The organism is Frigidibacter sp. MR17.14 (assembly GCF_037095735.1).
Taxonomy (GTDB): Bacteria; Pseudomonadota; Alphaproteobacteria; order Rhodobacterales; family Rhodobacteraceae; genus Frigidibacter.
In genome coordinates, this window is record NZ_JBAWKD010000005.1 from 241,442 (window position 1) to 258,589 (window position 17,148).

The 17,148-nt window shown below is 66.7% G+C and carries 14 protein-coding genes and 4 pseudogenes; 12 read left to right on the forward strand and 6 right to left on the reverse strand.

Going from position 1 to position 17,148, the window contains the following annotated elements:
- Positions 1-9 precede the first annotated feature (9 nt).
- The 3 genes from V8J36_RS15285 to dctP are packed head-to-tail and all read right to left on the reverse strand — an operon-like array spanning position 10 to position 2,879.
- Positions 10-1,311 carry a TRAP transporter large permease gene (locus V8J36_RS15285; protein WP_336468180.1) on the reverse strand — a complete coding sequence of 434 codons (1,302 nt, stop codon included), beginning with the start codon at positions 1,309-1,311 and terminating at the stop codon, positions 10-12.
- Positions 1,308-1,820: a TRAP transporter small permease gene (locus tag V8J36_RS15290; RefSeq protein WP_336468181.1), complete on the reverse strand. Its 513-nt coding sequence runs from the start codon at positions 1,818-1,820 to the stop codon at positions 1,308-1,310. The genes V8J36_RS15285 and V8J36_RS15290 overlap by 4 nt, the downstream gene beginning before the upstream one ends.
- A 60-nt stretch (positions 1,821-1,880) precedes the next feature.
- Positions 1,881-2,879, reverse strand: coding sequence for a TRAP transporter substrate-binding protein DctP (dctP, locus tag V8J36_RS15295; protein ID WP_336468182.1), 999 nt, complete (start codon positions 2,877-2,879; stop codon positions 1,881-1,883).
- A 153-nt stretch (positions 2,880-3,032) separates the two neighbouring features.
- Here dctP and V8J36_RS15300 point away from each other — a divergent pair, with 153 nt between their 5' ends.
- From V8J36_RS15300 to V8J36_RS15320, 5 genes and pseudogenes are all read left to right on the forward strand, one after another.
- Positions 3,033-3,713 carry a GntR family transcriptional regulator gene (locus tag V8J36_RS15300; RefSeq protein ID WP_336468183.1) on the forward strand — a complete coding sequence of 227 codons (681 nt, stop codon included), beginning with the start codon at positions 3,033-3,035 and terminating at the stop codon, positions 3,711-3,713.
- Positions 3,713-4,405, forward strand: coding sequence for a GntR family transcriptional regulator (locus V8J36_RS15305; protein WP_336468184.1), 693 nt, complete (start codon positions 3,713-3,715; stop codon positions 4,403-4,405). Before V8J36_RS15300 ends, V8J36_RS15305 begins: the two co-directional genes overlap by 1 nt.
- Before the next feature lie 23 nt (positions 4,406-4,428).
- The gene (locus tag V8J36_RS15310; protein WP_336468185.1) at positions 4,429-5,328 is read left to right on the forward strand and encodes a LysR family transcriptional regulator; all 900 of its coding nucleotides are present in this window, start codon (positions 4,429-4,431) and stop codon (positions 5,326-5,328) included.
- A gap of 209 nt (positions 5,329-5,537) precedes the next feature.
- Positions 5,538-7,952, forward strand: a complete 2,415-nt coding sequence (locus V8J36_RS15315) for a membrane-bound PQQ-dependent dehydrogenase, glucose/quinate/shikimate family (protein WP_336468186.1) — start codon at positions 5,538-5,540, stop codon at positions 7,950-7,952.
- 533 nt (positions 7,953-8,485) lie between these two features.
- Positions 8,486-8,701 (forward strand): annotated as a pseudogene (locus V8J36_RS15320) (transposase); the annotation flags it as partial.
- Positions 8,702-8,917: 216 nt separating this feature from the next.
- On the opposite strand, the pseudogene V8J36_RS15325 reads toward V8J36_RS15320, so the two are convergent.
- Positions 8,918-10,375 (reverse strand): annotated as a pseudogene (locus tag V8J36_RS15325) (IS256 family transposase).
- Between the two features lie 138 nt (positions 10,376-10,513).
- On the opposite strand from V8J36_RS15325, the pseudogene V8J36_RS15330 reads away from it, so the two are divergent.
- Positions 10,514-11,467: pseudogene (locus V8J36_RS15330) on the forward strand (integrase core domain-containing protein); the annotation flags it as partial.
- Positions 11,468-11,610: 143 nt separating this feature from the next.
- Here V8J36_RS15330 and V8J36_RS15335 read toward each other — a convergent pair.
- Together V8J36_RS15335 and V8J36_RS15340 are read right to left on the reverse strand one after the other, a co-directional pair.
- Positions 11,611-12,246 (reverse strand): DUF1109 domain-containing protein, encoded by a 636-nt coding sequence (locus V8J36_RS15335; protein ID WP_336468187.1) that lies wholly within the window; start codon positions 12,244-12,246, stop codon positions 11,611-11,613.
- Positions 12,246-12,788 (reverse strand): sigma-70 family RNA polymerase sigma factor, encoded by a 543-nt coding sequence (locus tag V8J36_RS15340; RefSeq protein WP_336468188.1) that lies wholly within the window; start codon positions 12,786-12,788, stop codon positions 12,246-12,248. The genes V8J36_RS15335 and V8J36_RS15340 overlap by 1 nt, the downstream gene beginning before the upstream one ends.
- 169 nt (positions 12,789-12,957) lie before the next feature.
- Between V8J36_RS15340 and V8J36_RS15345 the strand changes: the two genes are divergently transcribed.
- The 6 genes and pseudogenes from V8J36_RS15345 to V8J36_RS15370 all read left to right on the forward strand — a co-directional run.
- A complete protein-coding gene (locus V8J36_RS15345; protein WP_336468189.1) occupies positions 12,958-13,230 on the forward strand; it encodes a BufA1 family periplasmic bufferin-type metallophore in 273 nt (90 codons plus the stop codon).
- 60 nt (positions 13,231-13,290) lie between these two features.
- A complete protein-coding gene (gene bufB / locus V8J36_RS15350; RefSeq protein ID WP_336468190.1) occupies positions 13,291-14,130 on the forward strand; it encodes an MNIO family bufferin maturase in 840 nt (279 codons plus the stop codon).
- Positions 14,117-14,830 carry an HvfC/BufC N-terminal domain-containing protein gene (locus V8J36_RS15355; protein ID WP_336468191.1) on the forward strand — a complete coding sequence of 238 codons (714 nt, stop codon included), beginning with the start codon at positions 14,117-14,119 and terminating at the stop codon, positions 14,828-14,830. The genes bufB and V8J36_RS15355 overlap by 14 nt, the downstream gene beginning before the upstream one ends.
- Positions 14,827-15,291, forward strand: coding sequence for a DoxX family protein (locus V8J36_RS15360; protein ID WP_336468192.1), 465 nt, complete (start codon positions 14,827-14,829; stop codon positions 15,289-15,291). The genes V8J36_RS15355 and V8J36_RS15360 overlap by 4 nt, the downstream gene beginning before the upstream one ends.
- A 169-nt stretch (positions 15,292-15,460) precedes the next feature.
- A complete protein-coding gene (locus V8J36_RS15365; protein ID WP_336468193.1) occupies positions 15,461-16,678 on the forward strand; it encodes a GAF domain-containing sensor histidine kinase in 1,218 nt (405 codons plus the stop codon).
- Positions 16,679-16,856: 178 nt separating this feature from the next.
- A pseudogene (locus V8J36_RS15370) lies at positions 16,857-17,045 on the forward strand (transposase); the annotation flags it as partial.
- Positions 17,046-17,148 lie beyond the last annotated feature (103 nt).

The window sequence follows — 17,148 nt, forward strand, 5'->3', positions numbered from 1 at the left end:
TCACCTCTTTCAGCCGCCGTAGCCCGCAAGGCGCGGCAGCCACAGCACGATGCCCGGGAACAGGGTGATCAGCGCAAGGCAGATCACCATCCAGGCCAGGAAGGGCAGGCAGTCGCGAACGATGTCGCGCAGCGGCGCGCCCGAGATCGCGGTCATGATGAACAGCAGAAGTCCGTAGGGCGGGGTCACCAGCCCCAGCATGATGTTCAGCACCACGACCACGCCGAAATGCACGAGGTCGATCCCCAGCGCCTGCGCCGTCGGGATGAAGACCGGCACGATGATCAGCAGGATCGCCGTCCCTTCCAACACGCAGCCCAGCACCAGCAGGATGATGTTGACCATCAGCAGGAAGCCCAGCGGCGAGAAGTCCATGCCGGTGAGAGAGGTGCGCAGCGTCTCGGGGATGTTCTCGATGGTGACGACGTAGTTGAAGACCAGCGCCCCGCCGATCATCATCCCGATCGAGATCGAGGTCCGTGCCGAGGTCAGAAGCGCCGCATAGCCCTCGGCCCAGCTCAGCGAGCGATAAATCACGACCGAGACAAGCACGGCATAGGCGGCGGCCAGCGCCGCGGCCTCGGTGGGGGTGGTCACGCCCGAATAGATGCAGCCCAGCAGGATCGCGGGCATCAGCAGCGTCGGGAAGGCGCGCCAGGTGATGCGGGGAATGTCGCGCATCGGAACCCGCTCCTCGACCGGGAAGCGGTGGCGGCGGGCATCCCAGGCGACCTGGATCATCTGCGTGGCGACCATCAGCAGGCCCGGCAGCACGCCGCCCAGGAACAGGTAGCCGATCGAGGCATCCGAGACGAGCGCGTAGATCACCATCGGGATCGAGGGTGGCAGGATCGGCCCCACCACCGAGGTGACGGCTGTCAGTGCCGCGGCATAGCTGGGCGGATAGCGGTTGTCGGCGGTCATCATCGCCTGCATCATTCGGCCCGAGCCGGCGGCATCGGCGATGGCCGAGCCGGACATGCCGGCGAAGATCAGCGACTGCACGACGTTGATCTGCGCAAGCCCGCCGCGGAAATGCCCGACGAGCACGTTGCAGAACCGCAAGAGGCGCTCGGTCATCGAGCCCGAGTTCATGATCTCGGCCGCGAAGATGAACAGCGGCACCGCGAGGATGATGTAGTTCGAATACATCCCGTTCAGGAACTGCTCGGCCGCGGTGCCCATGTCGAGCCCGGCCATCCACAGGTACAAAACGGAGCCGCAGATCATCGACAGACCGATCGGCAGGCCGAGGAAGGCCAGCGCGGTGATCGCCACGATCGACAGCGCGAAGGGGTCGGTAAGGGTCATACGCCGGAACTCGCCTCGGTGGGGTCATAGGCCTTGGGACCCTCGCCTCGCAGAGCGCGGATCCCGATCCAGAGCTGGCGCAGGATCATCGCCACCACGAAGACGACATAAATCGCGTAGGTCCAGTTGAAGCGGATGTGCAGATAGGCGGTGCGCTCCACCTTCATGAAGGTGACGTAGTCCCAGGTCGCGGGCAGCGACAGCGCGAACAGTGCGATCAGCGCCACCGCGGTGATCAGGGCCATGATCCGCCGCGCGCGGGGCGGGGCAGAGCCGTAGATCAGGTCGAAGCGCATCTCCTCGCGGTCGCGGGTGACGAAGGCGGCGCCGAACAGCACCAGCCAGATCCACAGCAGGACCGAGGCCTCCTGCGTCCAGCCGATCGGCAGGTTCAGCAGGTAGCGCGAGACGATCTGCAGCAGGAAGACGAGAAACATGGCAAGGAGCATGAACGCGACGAGGTTTTCGGCGCGCCGCCCCAGCCAGCCGAGAATGCGCTGGAGGGTCATGGCAGTCCTTCGAGGGTCTGTGGGGGCCCGGCGCGCGGGCGTTGCGCCGGGCTGCGCAGGTCAGAGCGCGGCGATGCGCGCGGCCATGCCTTCGGGCCAGTCCTTGGCCTGCGGGCTTTCGGCATAGGCCTTCTGCACGTGGCTTCGGAAGGCCGCGACATCGGGTTCGTAGACCTTGAGCCCGCCCTCGGCGAATTTCTTCGCCAGTTCGCCCTCGCGCGCGACATGCTGTTCGGTGGACCAGGCGATCGCGGCATCCGCCGCCTCCTGCAGCTTCGCCTTGGTGGCGTCGTCGAAGCTGGCCCAGACCTTGCCCGACATGGTCAAGAGGTCGAACGCCACCAGATGCGAGGTCATCACGATCTGGTCCATCACCTCGTAGAACTTCATGTTCTGCACGTTCGGCAGCGGGTTGTCCTGCCCGTCGATCGCGCCGGTCTGCAGGCCGGTATAGACCTCTGCATAGGCCATCGGCGTCGGGTTCGCGCCAAGCGCCTGTCCAAGGAACTGCCAGGCCTCGCCGCCCGGCATCCGCAGCTTGACCCCGGCCAGGTCGGCGGGTGTCGAGATCACCTTGTCGCCGCGCAGGCCCACCTGCCGCGTGCCGTAGAAGGTCGGGCCAAGGATCTTGATCCCCAGCTGCTCTTCGGCCAGCGCCTTCATCTCGGACCCCGCGTCCGAGGCGAAGAACACCCGCAGGTGGTCGGCGTCGCGGAACAGGTAGCCCGAGGTCAGCAGCGACCAGGCCGGAACCTGGTTCGACACGTCCTGAGGGGCGATGTTCGACATCTCGAGGTTGCCGCGCTGCAAGGCGACCAGCTCGGTCCCCTGCTTGAACAGCGTGCCGCCATAGAAGCCCTCGTAGGCGATGGCGTCACCGGCACCCTCCACGAACTTCTTCATCATCTCGGCCCGGATGTCCTGGTCCGAGAACACGGCCGAGAAGCGGATCTTCGTTGGGCCCGCGGCCGTGGCGCGGCGCGCCGACAGCGACAGGGCGGGCACGGCAAGCGCGGCCGTGCCAAGCGCGGCGAAGCCGCGTCGGGTCAGTCTGGTCATTCTGGCGTCCTCCCATGTCGCGGACGGCGCCTCCCCGCGCCCCCTGCGTCCAGCGAAGACTGTCATCGGGGATTTTCTGAATCAACTCTTCATTTGGGTTTCATCGGAGATTCTTTCGATTAACATATGATCGAAACCATAGGGGGAGCGACAATGCTGGCGGATCCGCAGCCGACCGATACGCTTGGCGCCTCTGTTTATCGGCGCCTGCGCGAGGACATCGTCTTCGGGCGGCTCGCGCCCGAGACGAAGCTGAGGTTGGAGCAGCTGCGGGGGCGCTACGACGTCAGCGTGGCCACCCTGCGCGAGGTTCTGCCGCGGCTGGTGACAGAGGGGTTGATCCGGTTCGAGACGCAGAAGGGCTTCGAGGTGGCGCCGGTCTCGGCCGGAGATCTGGCCGAGATTGCGGAGATGCGGCTGCTGCTGGAAGGCCATGCGATCGGCGGGTCCTTCGCCCGCGGCGATCTGGACTGGGAGGCCGATCTCGTCGCCGCGCATCACCGCCTGTCGCGGATGGAGGCACGGATGCTCGACGGGGATCGAAGCGTCAGCGAGGATTGGAAGCGTTATGACCGCCAGTTCCACCGCGCGCTGGTGTCGGCCTGCGGATCTGCGCAGCTGTTGACCGCCTACGAGAAGATCTTCGACCGCTTCCTGCGCTACCAGGTGCTGCTGGTGATGTTCCGCGGCCGGGCAGCCGTCGATGAGCATGCGCGGCTGCTGGACTGTGCCCTGCGCCGCGATGCCCAGGGCGCTCTTGCGGTGCTGGCGGCGCATGTGGGCGCCTGCGTCGATGACATGGTGACGCGACAGTTGGGCGGAGGGGCGCGGTGATGGCGGGGCAGGGCAGTCTGGCCGAGACCGAGGGCGGGCCGGTTCCCGGCACCGGCGAGGCGCTGTACCGCGCGCTGCGCAGCGACATCATCATGGGCCGGCTTCCGCCCGGACGGAAGCTGAAGCTCGAACTGCTGCGCGATGCCTACGCCGCGGGGCTCGGCACCCTGCGCGAGGTGCTGAGCCGTCTTGCGGCCGATGGCTTCGTGCGTGCCGAGGGCCAGCGCGGCTTCGCCGTCGCCCCGATCTCGCGCGCGGGGCTGATCGAGGTCGCCGACCTGCGGCTGCTGATCGAGGAACATGCGCTTGCCCGCTCGTTCGCAGCCGGCGACATCGCCTGGGAAGAGGCGGTGCTGGCGGCGCATCACCGGCTGGACAGCCACGAGGCGCGGCTGGAACGCGGCGATGTCGCGGCCTTCGACGACTGGCGCCGGGCCGACTGGCGGTTCCACCAGACGCTGATCTCGGCCTGCGGCAGCCGGGTGATGCTGCAGACCCATGCCGAGGTCTTCGATCACTACCTTCGTTACCAGATGATCGCGCTCGGGTTCCGCCCCGGCGCCTCGAGGCCCGAGCACGGCGCGCTGCGCGAGGCGGCGCTGGCGCGCGACGTCGATCGCGCGGTGGCGACGCTGCGCGCGCATGTGCAGGGTGGTGTCGCCCATGCGCTGGCGCTGGGTCACCTCGACTGACCCCGGCGCCCGGCACGACCGTCATGCAGCAGAAGGACCAGCTTCCCCGCACCAGCCTCGACCAATGGGCGATCCTGCGCGCCGTGGTGAAATACGGCACCTTCGCCGAGGCCGCGCACATGCTGTCGCGTAGCCAGTCGTCGGTCAGCTATGCCGTCGCGCGCCTGCAAGAGGCGCTTGGCGTCACCCTGACCGAGATGCAGGGCCGCCGCGCGGTGCTGACCGAGGCGGGGCGGATGCTGCTGGCCGAGGTCGCGCCGCTGATCGACGATCTCGCGGCGCTCGAGGCGCGGGCCTCGGGGATCGCGGCGGCAGGCAGCGCGCCGATCCGCCTGCGCGTCGACAGCCTGTTCCCGCGGCTGCGGCTGATGGAGGCGCTCGAGACGTTCTCGTACCGGTATCCGCACAATCCCGTCGAGATCCGCGAGACCGAGCGCGGCGGCGTTCCCGACCCGAAGGCCGAGCCCTTCGATCTTGCGATTGCCCTGCCCAACCCCCGGCGGATGGAGGGGCGTCGCCTGCGCGACGTGATCATGGTTCCCGCCGCGCGTGCGGACCATCCGTTGACTGCGGCCGGGCCGGACCTGCGGCAGGCCGACCTTGTGCGCCACATGCGGGTGATTGTGCGCGAGGCCGAACCGCCGGGCGATCTGGGCACGCAGATGCGCGGGCGGATCTGGCAGGTCTCGACGGTCGAGGGGGCGCTGGCGGCGGTCCGCTCCGGCCATTGCTACGGCTGGCTGCCGCGTGAGATGATCGCCGGAGATCTGGCCGGTGGACGGCTCAAGCTGTTGAAAACCGCGACGGACCGGACCCGCACCGTATCGCTGGACCTGATGTATGCCGACCCGGACCATGCCTCGGCCGCGGTGCACCATCTGGCCGATTGCCTCATGGCGCTGAATGGCGCACTGCCGGATTGATCGGCGAACCGGGGCCAAATGATCAGGTTTTCGAACTGGATGCGGGCGGCGAATTGGCGCAGGTCCGGCCTTGGTAACTTTCATTGTGAAAGGTTCGCCCCTCTCGCCGGTGCCGCCGCCTGTCGCGGCGACGGCCGAACTTCGCTTCGGCACCACTCCCCGGGTCCGGTCGTGATGGGCGAGCCGCTCCGACAAGGACTTCGATAGAGATGACGAACTCGACACCGGGTGTGTCGCCGGCGGCAAGGGTGCTGCTGGTGGTGCTTGGCCTTGCCTTCGCGCTGGCCGGGCTTGGGCTGGCGGGCGGCGGGATCATGCTGATCCTGCGCGGCGGCAGCTGGTATTATCTGCTGATGGGCCTCGCGATGGTCGCGACGGGTGTCGAACTGGTGCGCGGCGGCCGCGCAGCCGGCGCCATCTACGTCGCAGCCTTCGCGCTGACCGTGCTCTGGGCCTTCTGGGAGGCCGGGCTGGACTTCTGGGCGCTGCATGCCCGGATCTTCACCTTCCTCTGTGCGCTGGCGGTGCTGTTCCTCGTGCAGCCGCTGGCGCTGCGCCGCGCGGGCCGCGCGCCCGCGACCGCCGCGCATCTGGGCCTTGCCGCGGTCGCCTTCGTGGCGGTGTTCGGCTTCATCTGGGGCATGTTCCAGCCGCACGGCATCCACAACGCGACCCTCGCGACCGGCACCACCCCGGTCACCCCCGAAACCGCGCAGAAGGACTGGGCGAGCTATGGTGGCACCGGCGACGAAACCCGCTTCGCCGCGCTCGACCAGATCACCCGCGACAACGTCAAGGACCTGAAGGTCGCCTGGACCTTCCGCACCGGCGAGACGCCGGTCAGCCCCGGCGGTGGCGGCTTCGAGGATCAGAACACGCCCCTGCAGATCGGCAGGTCGGTCTATCTCTGCACAGCGTCGAACACTGTGATCTCTGTCGATGCCGACAGCGGCGCAGAGAACTGGCGCCACGCCTTCCCGACCGAAAGCAAGGTCTGGGTCCGCTGCCGGGGCCTTGCCTACTTCGACGCCGACGCGCCGCTTGTGCAGCCCACGCGCGGCGATACGACGCCGGTCACCCCGGTCGCCCTGCCGGCCGAGGCGACCGAATGCCGCCGCCGGATCATCATGAACACCATCGACGCGGTCCTCGTGGCGCTCGATGCCGACACCGGCGCGACCTGCACGGGCTTCGGCGACGAGGGCCGGGTCGACCTGAAGGCGGGCCTCGGTGACGCGAAGGCGCCGCTCTATTCGCTGACCTCGCCGCCGCTGGTGGCCGGAACGACGATCGTCACCGGTGGCCGGGTCGCCGACAACGTGGCGCTGGACATGCCGGGCGGCGTGATGCGCGGCTTCGACGTGATCACCGGCCGTATGAAATGGGCCTTCGATCCGGGCGTTCCCGCCGACCGGACGGCGCCGCAGCCGCCCGCGACCTTCACCCGCTCGACACCCAACGTCTGGGCGCCGATGACCTATGACGCGGCCTCGAACACCGTGTTCCTGCCCGTCGGCAACGCCGCCATCGACCTCTGGGGCGTGATGCGCACCCCGGAAGACGAGAAGTACGGCGCTTCGATCCTTGCACTGGATGCGACGACGGGAGCCGAGAAATGGGTCTATCAGACCGTTCACCACGACCTGTGGGATTTCGACGTGCCGATGCAGCCCTCGCTGATCGACTTCCACGGCACGCCGGCGCTGGTCTTCGGCACCAAGGCCGGGCAGATCTTCGTGCTCGACCGGGCCACGGGCAAGCCGCTGACCGAGGTCGTCGACAAGGACGTGAAGCCCGCGACGATCCCGGACGAGCGCTATGCGCTGAAGCAGCCGCTTTCGGTGGGCATGCCGCAGATCGGTGCGCAGACCCTGACCGAGGCCGACATGTGGGGCGCCACGCCCTTCGACCAGCTGATGTGCCGGGTGATCTTCAAGGGCTACCGGTACGAGGGCCTCTTCACCGCACCGGACACCGACTATTCGCTGTCCTTCCCGGGCTCGCTCGGCGGCATGAACTGGGGCGGGGTCTCGTACGACCCGACCGCCGCGACGCTTTTCGTGAACGACATGCGCCTTGGCCTTTGGGTCCACATGGAGCCGCAGGCGCAGAAATCCGCGGCCTCGAACGGGTCCGAGGCGGTCAACACCCTGATGGGTGCGGTCCCGCTGAAGGGCACGCCCTATTCGGTGATCAAGGACCGCTTCCTGTCGCCGCTGGGCATCCCGTGCCAGGAGCCGCCCTTCGGCACCCTGACCGCGATCGACATGAAGACGCAGAAGGTCGCCTGGGAGGCGCCGCTGGGCACCGTGCAGGACACGGTGCTGTTCGGGGTGAAGATGGGCCTGCCGATGCCGATCGGCATGCCGACGATCGGCGGTTCGCTGGCGACGCAGGGCGGGCTCGTGTTCTTCGCGGCGACGCAGGACTACTACCTGCGCGCTTTCGACAGCGCGACGGGCAAAGAGGTCTGGAAAGCCCGCCTGCCGGTCGGCAGCCAGGGCACGCCGATCAGCTACGTCTCGCCCGAGACCGGGCGGCAGTATGTGCTGATCTCGGCCGGTGGCGCGCGCCAGTCGCCGGACCGGGGCGATTACGTCGTGGCCTACGCCCTGCCTGACTGAGGGCGACGCGCGTCCTGCCATGAGCAGGGGGTGCGGCCTGTTGACCGCGCCCCCGTTTGCCGTTCCTTGTCGGGGTTGGGGACGGCCGCCGGTCGTCGCAGGGTCACGCCGCGGCGGGCCCCGCGGCGAGCAAGTCGCCAAGCACGGCGACCTTGGCGCGCAGCCAGCCGTATCGCAGCGACTCGAGCAGCACGATCACGTCTTTCGCAGGCCTGACCGCACCGATTCAGGCGCGGTAGTCGCCGGGGATGCCCGGGACGGCGTTGACGTAATTGGCCGTGCTCAGCCCGAGCGTCCAGCTGGACGTCTGCCTGCGATGCGGGCCGGCGACACCGGCTACACGGACGTGATCGACACCGTCGCCCCGCGCGAGGCAATCCGGCGCAAGTTCAAGCGCGACAACGGCCGACTTCGGGAGATTTGCGCCGCTTAGGCGTCAGATCCACGGGCATACGAGCGACTGGATGTGAGGTGGTCCCCGGAAACTGGACAGCTTGCTGAGCTTGCCGTCAACGATGATGAAGACGCACAGCGTGGCTGGCGAACGAAGGAACTACGGCGCGGAGTTCAAGGCGAAGGTGGCGCTTGAGGCTATCCGGGGCGATCTGACGGTCGCCGAGCTGATGGCGAAGCACGGCGTGCATCAAACCCTGATCAACACCTGGAAGCGCCAGGCGCGCGAGGGTCTGGCCGGCATCTTCTCAGGCAAAGTCGAGGCGAAGCCGGCCGAGAAGGAGGGCGGGATCGAGAGTGAGCCTGTTCGCGCCACCGGCCCGAGCGGACAGGCGAACGAACGCGAAGATCGGCCAGTCCGGGGGCCGAGATTTTTTAGCGAAAGGCGAGCCGGTGAAGGCGCCATTGGTCCGAGCCCACTGGCGAGCGGCCGGTGAGCGTGTCGCGGGACGATGTCCCAATTCATGGTGTATCTGGCGGCGGGCCTCGCGCTCTGATGCGGGCCGAGCTGGTCAGTCGCGTTGCGCAGCAGGCAGGCTGACGAGGGCAGTGCGAAGGGACAGAAAACGATCCGGGGGATCGTTTTCCCGGAGCACGCAGACAGGGGCGAGGGTTTCTAGCGTGAGGTAGCGCCCGCGCTGAACGGTCCATTCCTCGGTTTGCTCCATGAGGATTGCGCCGACGAGCCTGCGGATCGACGCCTCAGTGGGGAGTGAGGGCATGACCGCCACCGGTCCGAGGGAATGCCCGAACCCGACGACATCGGTGCGCCGCTTGATCTCGCCGTTGAGTCGCTCGATCGGGTTAGTGGCTCGTGAAGCTTGGCGCGATGCTGGGCCGGGAAGGTCATGTAGGCCAGCACATCCTCCTCGGTCGTATCCATGAGCGTGGCGAGCTTCGGCAGCTTCGGGCGCATTTGGTCCGCGACCAGCCGCCATTGGGCCTTGGCTGTGGCATGGTCCGGCTGCGCAAAGGCCGTGGCGATGAAGGCAGAGATCGAGCCGGGCCAGAAAACGGTCCGGGGGACCGTTTTCCCGGCGAGGCCTGCGGCTGCTCTTGCCGGCATGGGCCAAGGCGTTGCGCTGGAAGTGGAGTGAGGCATCGGACGCCATCGGTCCGAGACCGATGCCGAACGCAGCGCCGGCCCGCGTTGTGGACAGCACCCGCGCGGTCGCAGCCTTGATACCCTCATGCGCGTCGCTGACCACCAGCTTCACACCGCCGAGGCCTCGGCGCACGAGGTCACGCAAGAACGCGGTCCAGAACGGCTCGGCCTCGGATGCACCGATCGCCATGCCCAGAACCTCGCGCCGCCCGTCGGTATTCACGCCCACGGCGATGGTGACGGCAGCCGAAACGATCCGCCCGCCCTGGCGCACCTTGAGATAGGTTGCATCGATCCAGAGATAAGGCCATTCGCCCTCGATCGGCCAGGTCAGGAAGGCGTCGACGCGCTCGTCCCTCGCCATTGTCCTCGGACCAATGGCGGACAATGGCTCGATCTTCACAAAGGCGGCTGACTTGGCTCTTCGAAATCCCCGTGCCGCCCATGGCCTGCACCAGGTCGTCCATCGATCGCGTCGAGACGCCGTGAACATAGGCCTCCTGGATTACGGCGGTCAGCGCCTTCTCGACAGAGCGCCGCGGTTCGAGGAAGGACGGGAAATACGATCCGGTCCGCAGCCGCGGAATGCGCAGTTCGACGCTGCCGGCGCGGGTCTGCCGTCGACGTATACGTCGACCAATCGCGGTAGCCGTTGCGCTGCGCGAGCCGCTCGCCGCTCTTCTCGCCATACTCGGCACCTGTCTTGGCACCGACCTCATTCTCGCTGCAAACGATCCCCCGGATCGTTTGGCCGACGCTCGAATTCCATCAGCCGCTCGGCGGCGAAGACGATCATCTCGCGCAGCAGATCCGCATCGCCGCTCTTTTCCACGAGCCCACGGAGGTCCATCATCGGTTTGGTCATCGGGGGCATCCCTCGGTTCAGGCCTCGCCGGTTCTCTCGAACCGGTGGCGTTCACCGGCTCGATGTCAGCAACCCGACCCTACCGAGAAACCCGATGGCCACAGCCAGCTACACCATCTCCCGGGACGTCACCCGTCGCGGAGGCGAGAGATGATCGAGCCGAGGCACCCAGTGCTGTCGATCACGCGGCAATGCGCGTTGATCGGGATCAGCCGATCGGCTTGGGTCATGGGCCAGGCAGGACCGAGACAACGCTGAACCTCGCGCTCAAGAAGCTGACCGATGCGCAGTTCATGTAGGCGCCGTTCTACGGCGGCCGCCAGATGGCGCGGCACCTGCGCAGTCCGGAGGGACCGTAGACCCTGTGGGGCCGCGTAAGCCCGAAGAACCGCTACTGCGTCGGGTGCAAGCGCGTCCGGCGCCTGATGGCGAGAATGGGCCTGCGCGCTGTCTATCAGCGCCCGCGCACGACGGTGCCCCATCCGGAGCACCGCAAGTATCCCTATCTGCTCAGGGACTTGGTGATCGAGCGCCCGAACCAGGTCTGGTGCGCGGACATCACCTACAGTCCCATGCGGCGCATTCGCATCTAGCTCGGACCGATGGCGCCTCGATGGCTCATTCCTTTACCTCGTCGCGATCATGGAACGCGTCGTTGTCCGCCATCGGTCCGAGGACCATGGCGAGGGGACCCTGAGTTCTGCATCGAGGCGGTGGAGGAAGCTTTCCGCCGCCATCGGCGGCCCGAGATCTTCAATATGGAGCATGGTCGCGCCATCGGTCCGAGCGGCCATGCGACGCCAAGGCAGCCAGTTCACCAGCCCCCGGTTCACACAGCTTTTGCTGGATGCGACGGTGACGGTCTCGATGGACGGTGGGTGGCGCTGGATGGAGAGCCTCATGATCGAGCGGCTATGGCGGTCCCTGAAATACGAATGAATTTACGTCCAAGCCTTCTAGACCGGGTCAGCAGCCCGAGCAGGCATCGGCAGGTGGATCGACTTCTATAATACCAAGAGCCCGCATTCGCCACTCGGCGGCAGAACACCGGTCCGGGCCCAGCAGAGCCCTGACCTTCAGGCGGCGGCATGATCACCAGATAAGCTTATTACCGCCGCAAACTTGTCCGGGAAATGGCGACCACCTCAGTCCCTGCTGGATCCATCGCGCCCAGCGCTCACGCAAAGGCGTCTATCAGTCATTGGGTGCCGCTTCGGAAGCTGTTTTGACCGCCCCTACCATCTCAACACCCTCCGCCCCATCGCCGCGCCGCATACGGACAGAAGTGCGATGCCAAGCGAATACCAGATCAAAAAGAACTGCGGCGCATCCTCGTCGCAATGCAGGGCATAGATCGCAGCGGCCAAACCCCCGGCGCCAAGCCCTGCTAGAGCGCCACTGCGGCCCGGCGCGGTAGACGCTCCGTTGCGTAGGAGCGCCAGCATCGCCAGCAACGGCGGCAGGCCGATCAGCGACAGGGCGAGCAGGCAGCGGAAGGCCGAATTCCCCATGATCGCGGCCGCGACCTGTCCTTCTGGCGTGGCGAGAAGTGCCGCGGCAAGCCAAAGCGTCCCGCCGACCCCGATCGCCGCCACGATGCCGACCACCCCCATCCCGCGCCGCTCGGGCCGGGTCAGGCGCAGCGCCCCGAGCAGGCCGGTGCTTCCGACCGCCAATGGTATCAGCCATTTCATCGCGGTGATTGGTGCCGTCATCGCCTGTCCGAGATCGGGTCGGATCCCGAGAATCAGCAAGCCGACGGTCCCCGTCAGCGCCAGACACGACGCCGCCGCCGCGATGAGCCGCGCCGCGATGCGCTCCGGCACCTTGGTGTCCTGCGCCAGCACACCGATCAGGGCATCCGTCTTCATTACAGCCTCTCCTGTCTCATATGGGCCAGCCGCTGCAACGCGCGGTGCAGCGCCACCCGCAGCGCGCCCCCGGTCAACCCGAGCCTTGCGCCGCACACTTCATGGCCCTGCCCCTCGAGCGCGAGGCAGCGCAGCAGGGCCGCGTCGCGATCGGGCAACCGGTCGATCAATCGTTCGGCGTCGGCGACCTCGAACGGATCGGGGCCGTCCTCGGCCGCCAGCGCATCGGCAAAATCCTCGACCGGAAGGTGCACCGCCCGGCCCTGACGCCGGAAGGCGTCGACGACCTTGTGGCGCGTGATCGCATAGACCCAAGGGCGGAACGGCTGCGTGCTGTCCCATGTCCCGCGCTTGACATGCAGCGCCAGCAGAGTGTCCTGCACCACATCCTCGCACCAGCCGTGATCCATGCCCCGCGCCCGTGCCCGGACAATGCCGCGCAGGACCGCGGCCAGCTGCTTCAGCAAAGCCTCATAGGCACGCGCATCTCCGGAAAGACCCGCGCGCATCAGCTCCGCCAACTGGTCCTCGTGTCGGGCCATTGCTTCCTGCCTTGCTGAAGGTCCCTACGTCCGGCGACGGCCGAACGTTACACGACGCGATCCCTTTCGTCAGACTTCACCTGTTCGTGATCGCCGTAACGCTGCGCGGAACGGCCGCGAATGGCCCTGCAGGACGCAACAAGCGCCCAGTCCAACCAGAGGATCGATCATGAACACCAATCTCGCTGCCGCCATCGCCGCCGCCCTGGCCCTGTCGGCCGTCTCCGCACAGGCCGATGGCACCACCCCCGCCATGGAAAAATGCTTCGGCGTCGCGATGGCGGGACAGAACGACTGCGCGGCAGGCCCCGGCACCACCTGCGCGGGCACCGCTGCCAAGGATTACCAAGGCAATGCCTGGAAGCTGGTCCCTGCGGGCACCTGCACCACGATCAGCACGCCCGCCGGCCATATGGGTTCGCTCACCCCGATCAAGATGTAAGCGCCTCCGCTCGCGGCGGGCCTTGGTCCGCCGCGCGTTCCTCAGCGAAAGGACCGCACCATGCCATTGCCACCCCGCGCAGGTCTGGGCTTCAAGCCCCAGCATTATGCAGATATCTGCGCCACCCCGCCCGATCTGGGCTTCTTCGAGGTTCATGCCGAAAACTACCTTGGCGCAGGCGGTGCGCCGCACGCGATGCTGGGCGCGCTGCGGCGGGACTTTGCGCTGTCGATCCATGGCGTCGGCCTGTCGATCGGCGGGCTGCGGATCGACCCCGACCATCTGTCGCGCGTCAAAGCCCTGTGCGACCGCTATCAGCCCGACAGCTTTTCCGAACATCTGGCGTGGTCGAGCCACGGGGCAGAGTATCTGAACGACCTCCTGCCCGTGCCCTACAATGCGGCCTCGTTGTCCCGCGTCATTGACCATGTCGATCAGGTGCAGACCGCGCTGGGGCGGCAGTTGCTGCTGGAAAACCCGGCGACCTATGTGGTCTTCACCGAAAGCGACATCCCCGAGACGGAGTTTCTGGCAGAGATCGCGGCCCGCACCGGCTGTGGCCTCCTGCTGGATGTGAACAACGTCTTCGTCAGTTGCACCAACCACCGCACCGAACCGCGCGCCTATCTCGACATCTTTCCGCTGGCGCAGGTTGGAGAAATCCATCTGGGCGGACATGAGGCTGAGGAGCTGCCTTCCGGCCCCCTGCTGATCGACGCTCATGGCAGCGCCGTCGCCGACCCGGTCTGGGCGCTCTATGCCGAGGTTCTTGCGGGTCTCGGGCCGGTCGCCACGCTGGTGGAGTGGGACAATGACGTGCCCGCATGGCCGCTGCTGCTGGCAGAGGCTGCGCGGGCGGAACGGATGTTGCAGGAAAGCGCACGCCATGCGGCCGCCTGATCCAGTCGACCGCTTCCACGCGACGCTGTCCGGATCGGTCCAGCCCGGTCTTCTCGCCGTCGCCCCTGACGAAGTGGCACCTCGCGTTGCCGTCTATCGCAACAACGTGGCGCACAGCCTGAAGGCGGCACTGGCGCGCCGTTATCCGGTGGTCGAGCGATTGGTGGGCCTGGAGTTCTTCGCGGCGATGGCATCGCTCTTCATTGCAAACCATCCGCCGATGACGCCGGTCCTTCAGGAGTGGGGGCAGGATTTCGCAGGGTTCCTTGCACAATTCCCGCCGGTCGCGGGCCTGCCCTACCTGCCGGATGTGGCGCGGTTGGAATGGCTGCGGGGCGAGGCCTATCACGCCGCCGATGCGACGTTCCTGCCGCCTGCACGGCTGTCACCAGACACCCCCCTGCATCTGCACCCATCGCTTCGCCTGCTGCGATCTGCGTGGCCGGTCGTCGGCATCTGGCAAGCGAACCAGCCCGGCCGTGACGGCCGCTGCAGTGAAGATGAGGCCCGGATTGCACTGATCTGGCGGGGACCCGACTTCGAGGTGCCAGTCGTCGCCCTTCGCGTCGAAGACGCCGACACGATCGAAGCTCTGCTACGGGGCTCTCCGCTGTCCGATGCAGTCCGTTCCTCTGACCCTGTGCCGCTCCTCACGCTTCTGCTGCGCAACCAACTGATCTGCGATGGAGGCTACCCATGACACCCGCCGCCCTGTTCCGGCTCAACTTCCTGCGCCCGCTCGTGCCGCACGATCTGATCGCCCTCGCCGCCCGCATCTTTCCGGCAGCGGTGTTCTGGGCCAGCGGCCAGACCAAGGTCGACGGATGGCACCTGAAGCCCTCGACCCTCTACCTTTTCCAGACCGACTATGCGCTGCCGCTGATCCCGCCTCAGACCGCTGCCATCGCGGCCAGCGTGGCGGAGCATCTGTTCCCGGTGCTGCTGCTGCTCGGTTTGGCCACGCGGTTGTCGGCGCTCGCACTCCTGGGCATGACCGCGGTGATCGAGATCTTCATCTATCCCGACGCCTGGCCGACCCATGGCCTCTGGGCGACCTGCTTCCTGATTCTGATCGCGCAGGGCCCGGGGCGGCTGTCGCTGGATGCCTTGCTCGGCTGGGACCGACAGACGGGCGGCGGGCAGACGATCGAACAATCGTAAGAACGCCAAAATATCAACCTTTTGGCGATCATGGCTGACCGCGAGCAACCCCGCCTGAAAGCCTCCTCAAAACCAGCACAATCGGCCCATCGGTCCGACCTCATCGCGACGTCTTGTCACGCGAAACCTGCGCATGGCCCGTAGGGCGACAGCAGGCGAAAGGCCACCGATGCGCACCTATCCGATCCCCTTCAACGACCCGGCCCGCCTCGCAGCCTTGCGCAATCTGCCAGGGCTCGATGCCAGCAGCGAGCCGCTGTTCGAAAAGCTGACCGACGCGGCGCGCAACCTGCTGGGCTGTCCCGTCGCCCATATCAGCCTGGTCGAAGAAGAAACCCAGTGGTTCAAGGCCGTCGTCGGGGTCGATCTGCCGGTGCTGCCGCGCGATCAGTCGTTCTGCACCCATACGATCATGTCGGACGACTTCCTCGTCGTCCCGGATCTGTCGGCCGACCCCCGCTTCGTCGATCACCCGATGGTCGCGCACGGCCCAAAGGTTCGCTTCTATGCGGGCGCGCCGATCATCCTGTCCTCTGGCTTCCGCATCGGCAGCCTGTGTGCGTTGGATTTCAATCCTCACGACATGCCTGCGCCCGGCATTCTCGATGCCTTGCGCGCACTGACCGACGCAGTCGGTGCTGCACTGGAGCGTCGCCCCGAAACCCGTCAAGTCGCCGCGAAAGACCGTGCGAGGGGGCAGGCCGAGTTCACCGCCCTGATCGGCCATGAACTGCGCACGCCGCTGACCAAGATCTTCAGCTACAGCCGCTTTCTCGAGGCGCAGGTCACCGGCGCGCCGCAACGCTTCGCGACAGGCGCGCGCAGCTCCTGCGAACATCTGATGGGTCTGATCGAGACCATCATCACCTTCACCGACGCCTCCACCGGCGATCTGTCGCTGAACGAAGGTACTTGTGATCTTGGCCAGATCATCACCGAAGCACTGGCCATCCAGGGGCCTGACCTGTCGTCCGCCGACAAGGCGATCATGGTGCTCGGGCTGGATCTACCGGGGCCGATGCGTCTGGACGCGAACCAGATCAAGCTTGCGCTGAGTGCGCTGATCGAAAACGCCCTTCTGCATGGCGGTGACGCGCTTACCCTGTCGGCCGGGGTCGGGGCCGGTGGCCATGTCGAGATCGTGGTGACCGACAATGGCAGGCTCGACACGACGCTTCAGATACATGCTCTTTATGAACCCTTCGTGGTCGGCGGCGATCTGGATACCCGCAAGGTCGGGGGGCTGGGCCTTGGCTTGCCGCTGACCCGCAAGCTGGTGGAGTTGCATGGAGGCGAAATCGAGGTGCGCGACGATGGCGATCGCACCGTCGCGACGATCCGCCTGCCGGCGTGGCGTCTTCAGGCCGGAATAGCTCAGGTGGCCTGACCGTCTGTGGCTGATGCTGCTGAAGGCGGGCGGCAGCCTTCCCGCAGCCTCGACTGTCATTACAGCGCTGCATTGCGCGAGCCTAGGCTATTTGTCGTACTCCAGCATGCAGATCTGGCCTGCTGCCGGTTCCGTGGACACGAAGATAAGATCGTGACCAAAGAACTGGAGAGTGGAGATGACGAGGCGGAAGTTCAGCCGTGAGTTCAAGATCGAGGCCGTGAAGCTGGTGACCGAAAGGGGCGTGTCGGTCTCTCAGGCTTGTCGGGACCTTGAGCTAGCAGAGAGTGTGCTGCGGCGTTGGATGCGTGAAGCGATGGTGGCACCTGCCACGGCGTTCCCCGGCAACGGGCAACAACGCCCGGACCTGTGGTCTGCCCCCTGAAAAGTGGTCCTCCCTGAAGTAGGCTTTCAAGCCAGATGGAGGACGGAATATGGGACAGAAGAAGCACAAGCCGGAAGAGATTGTC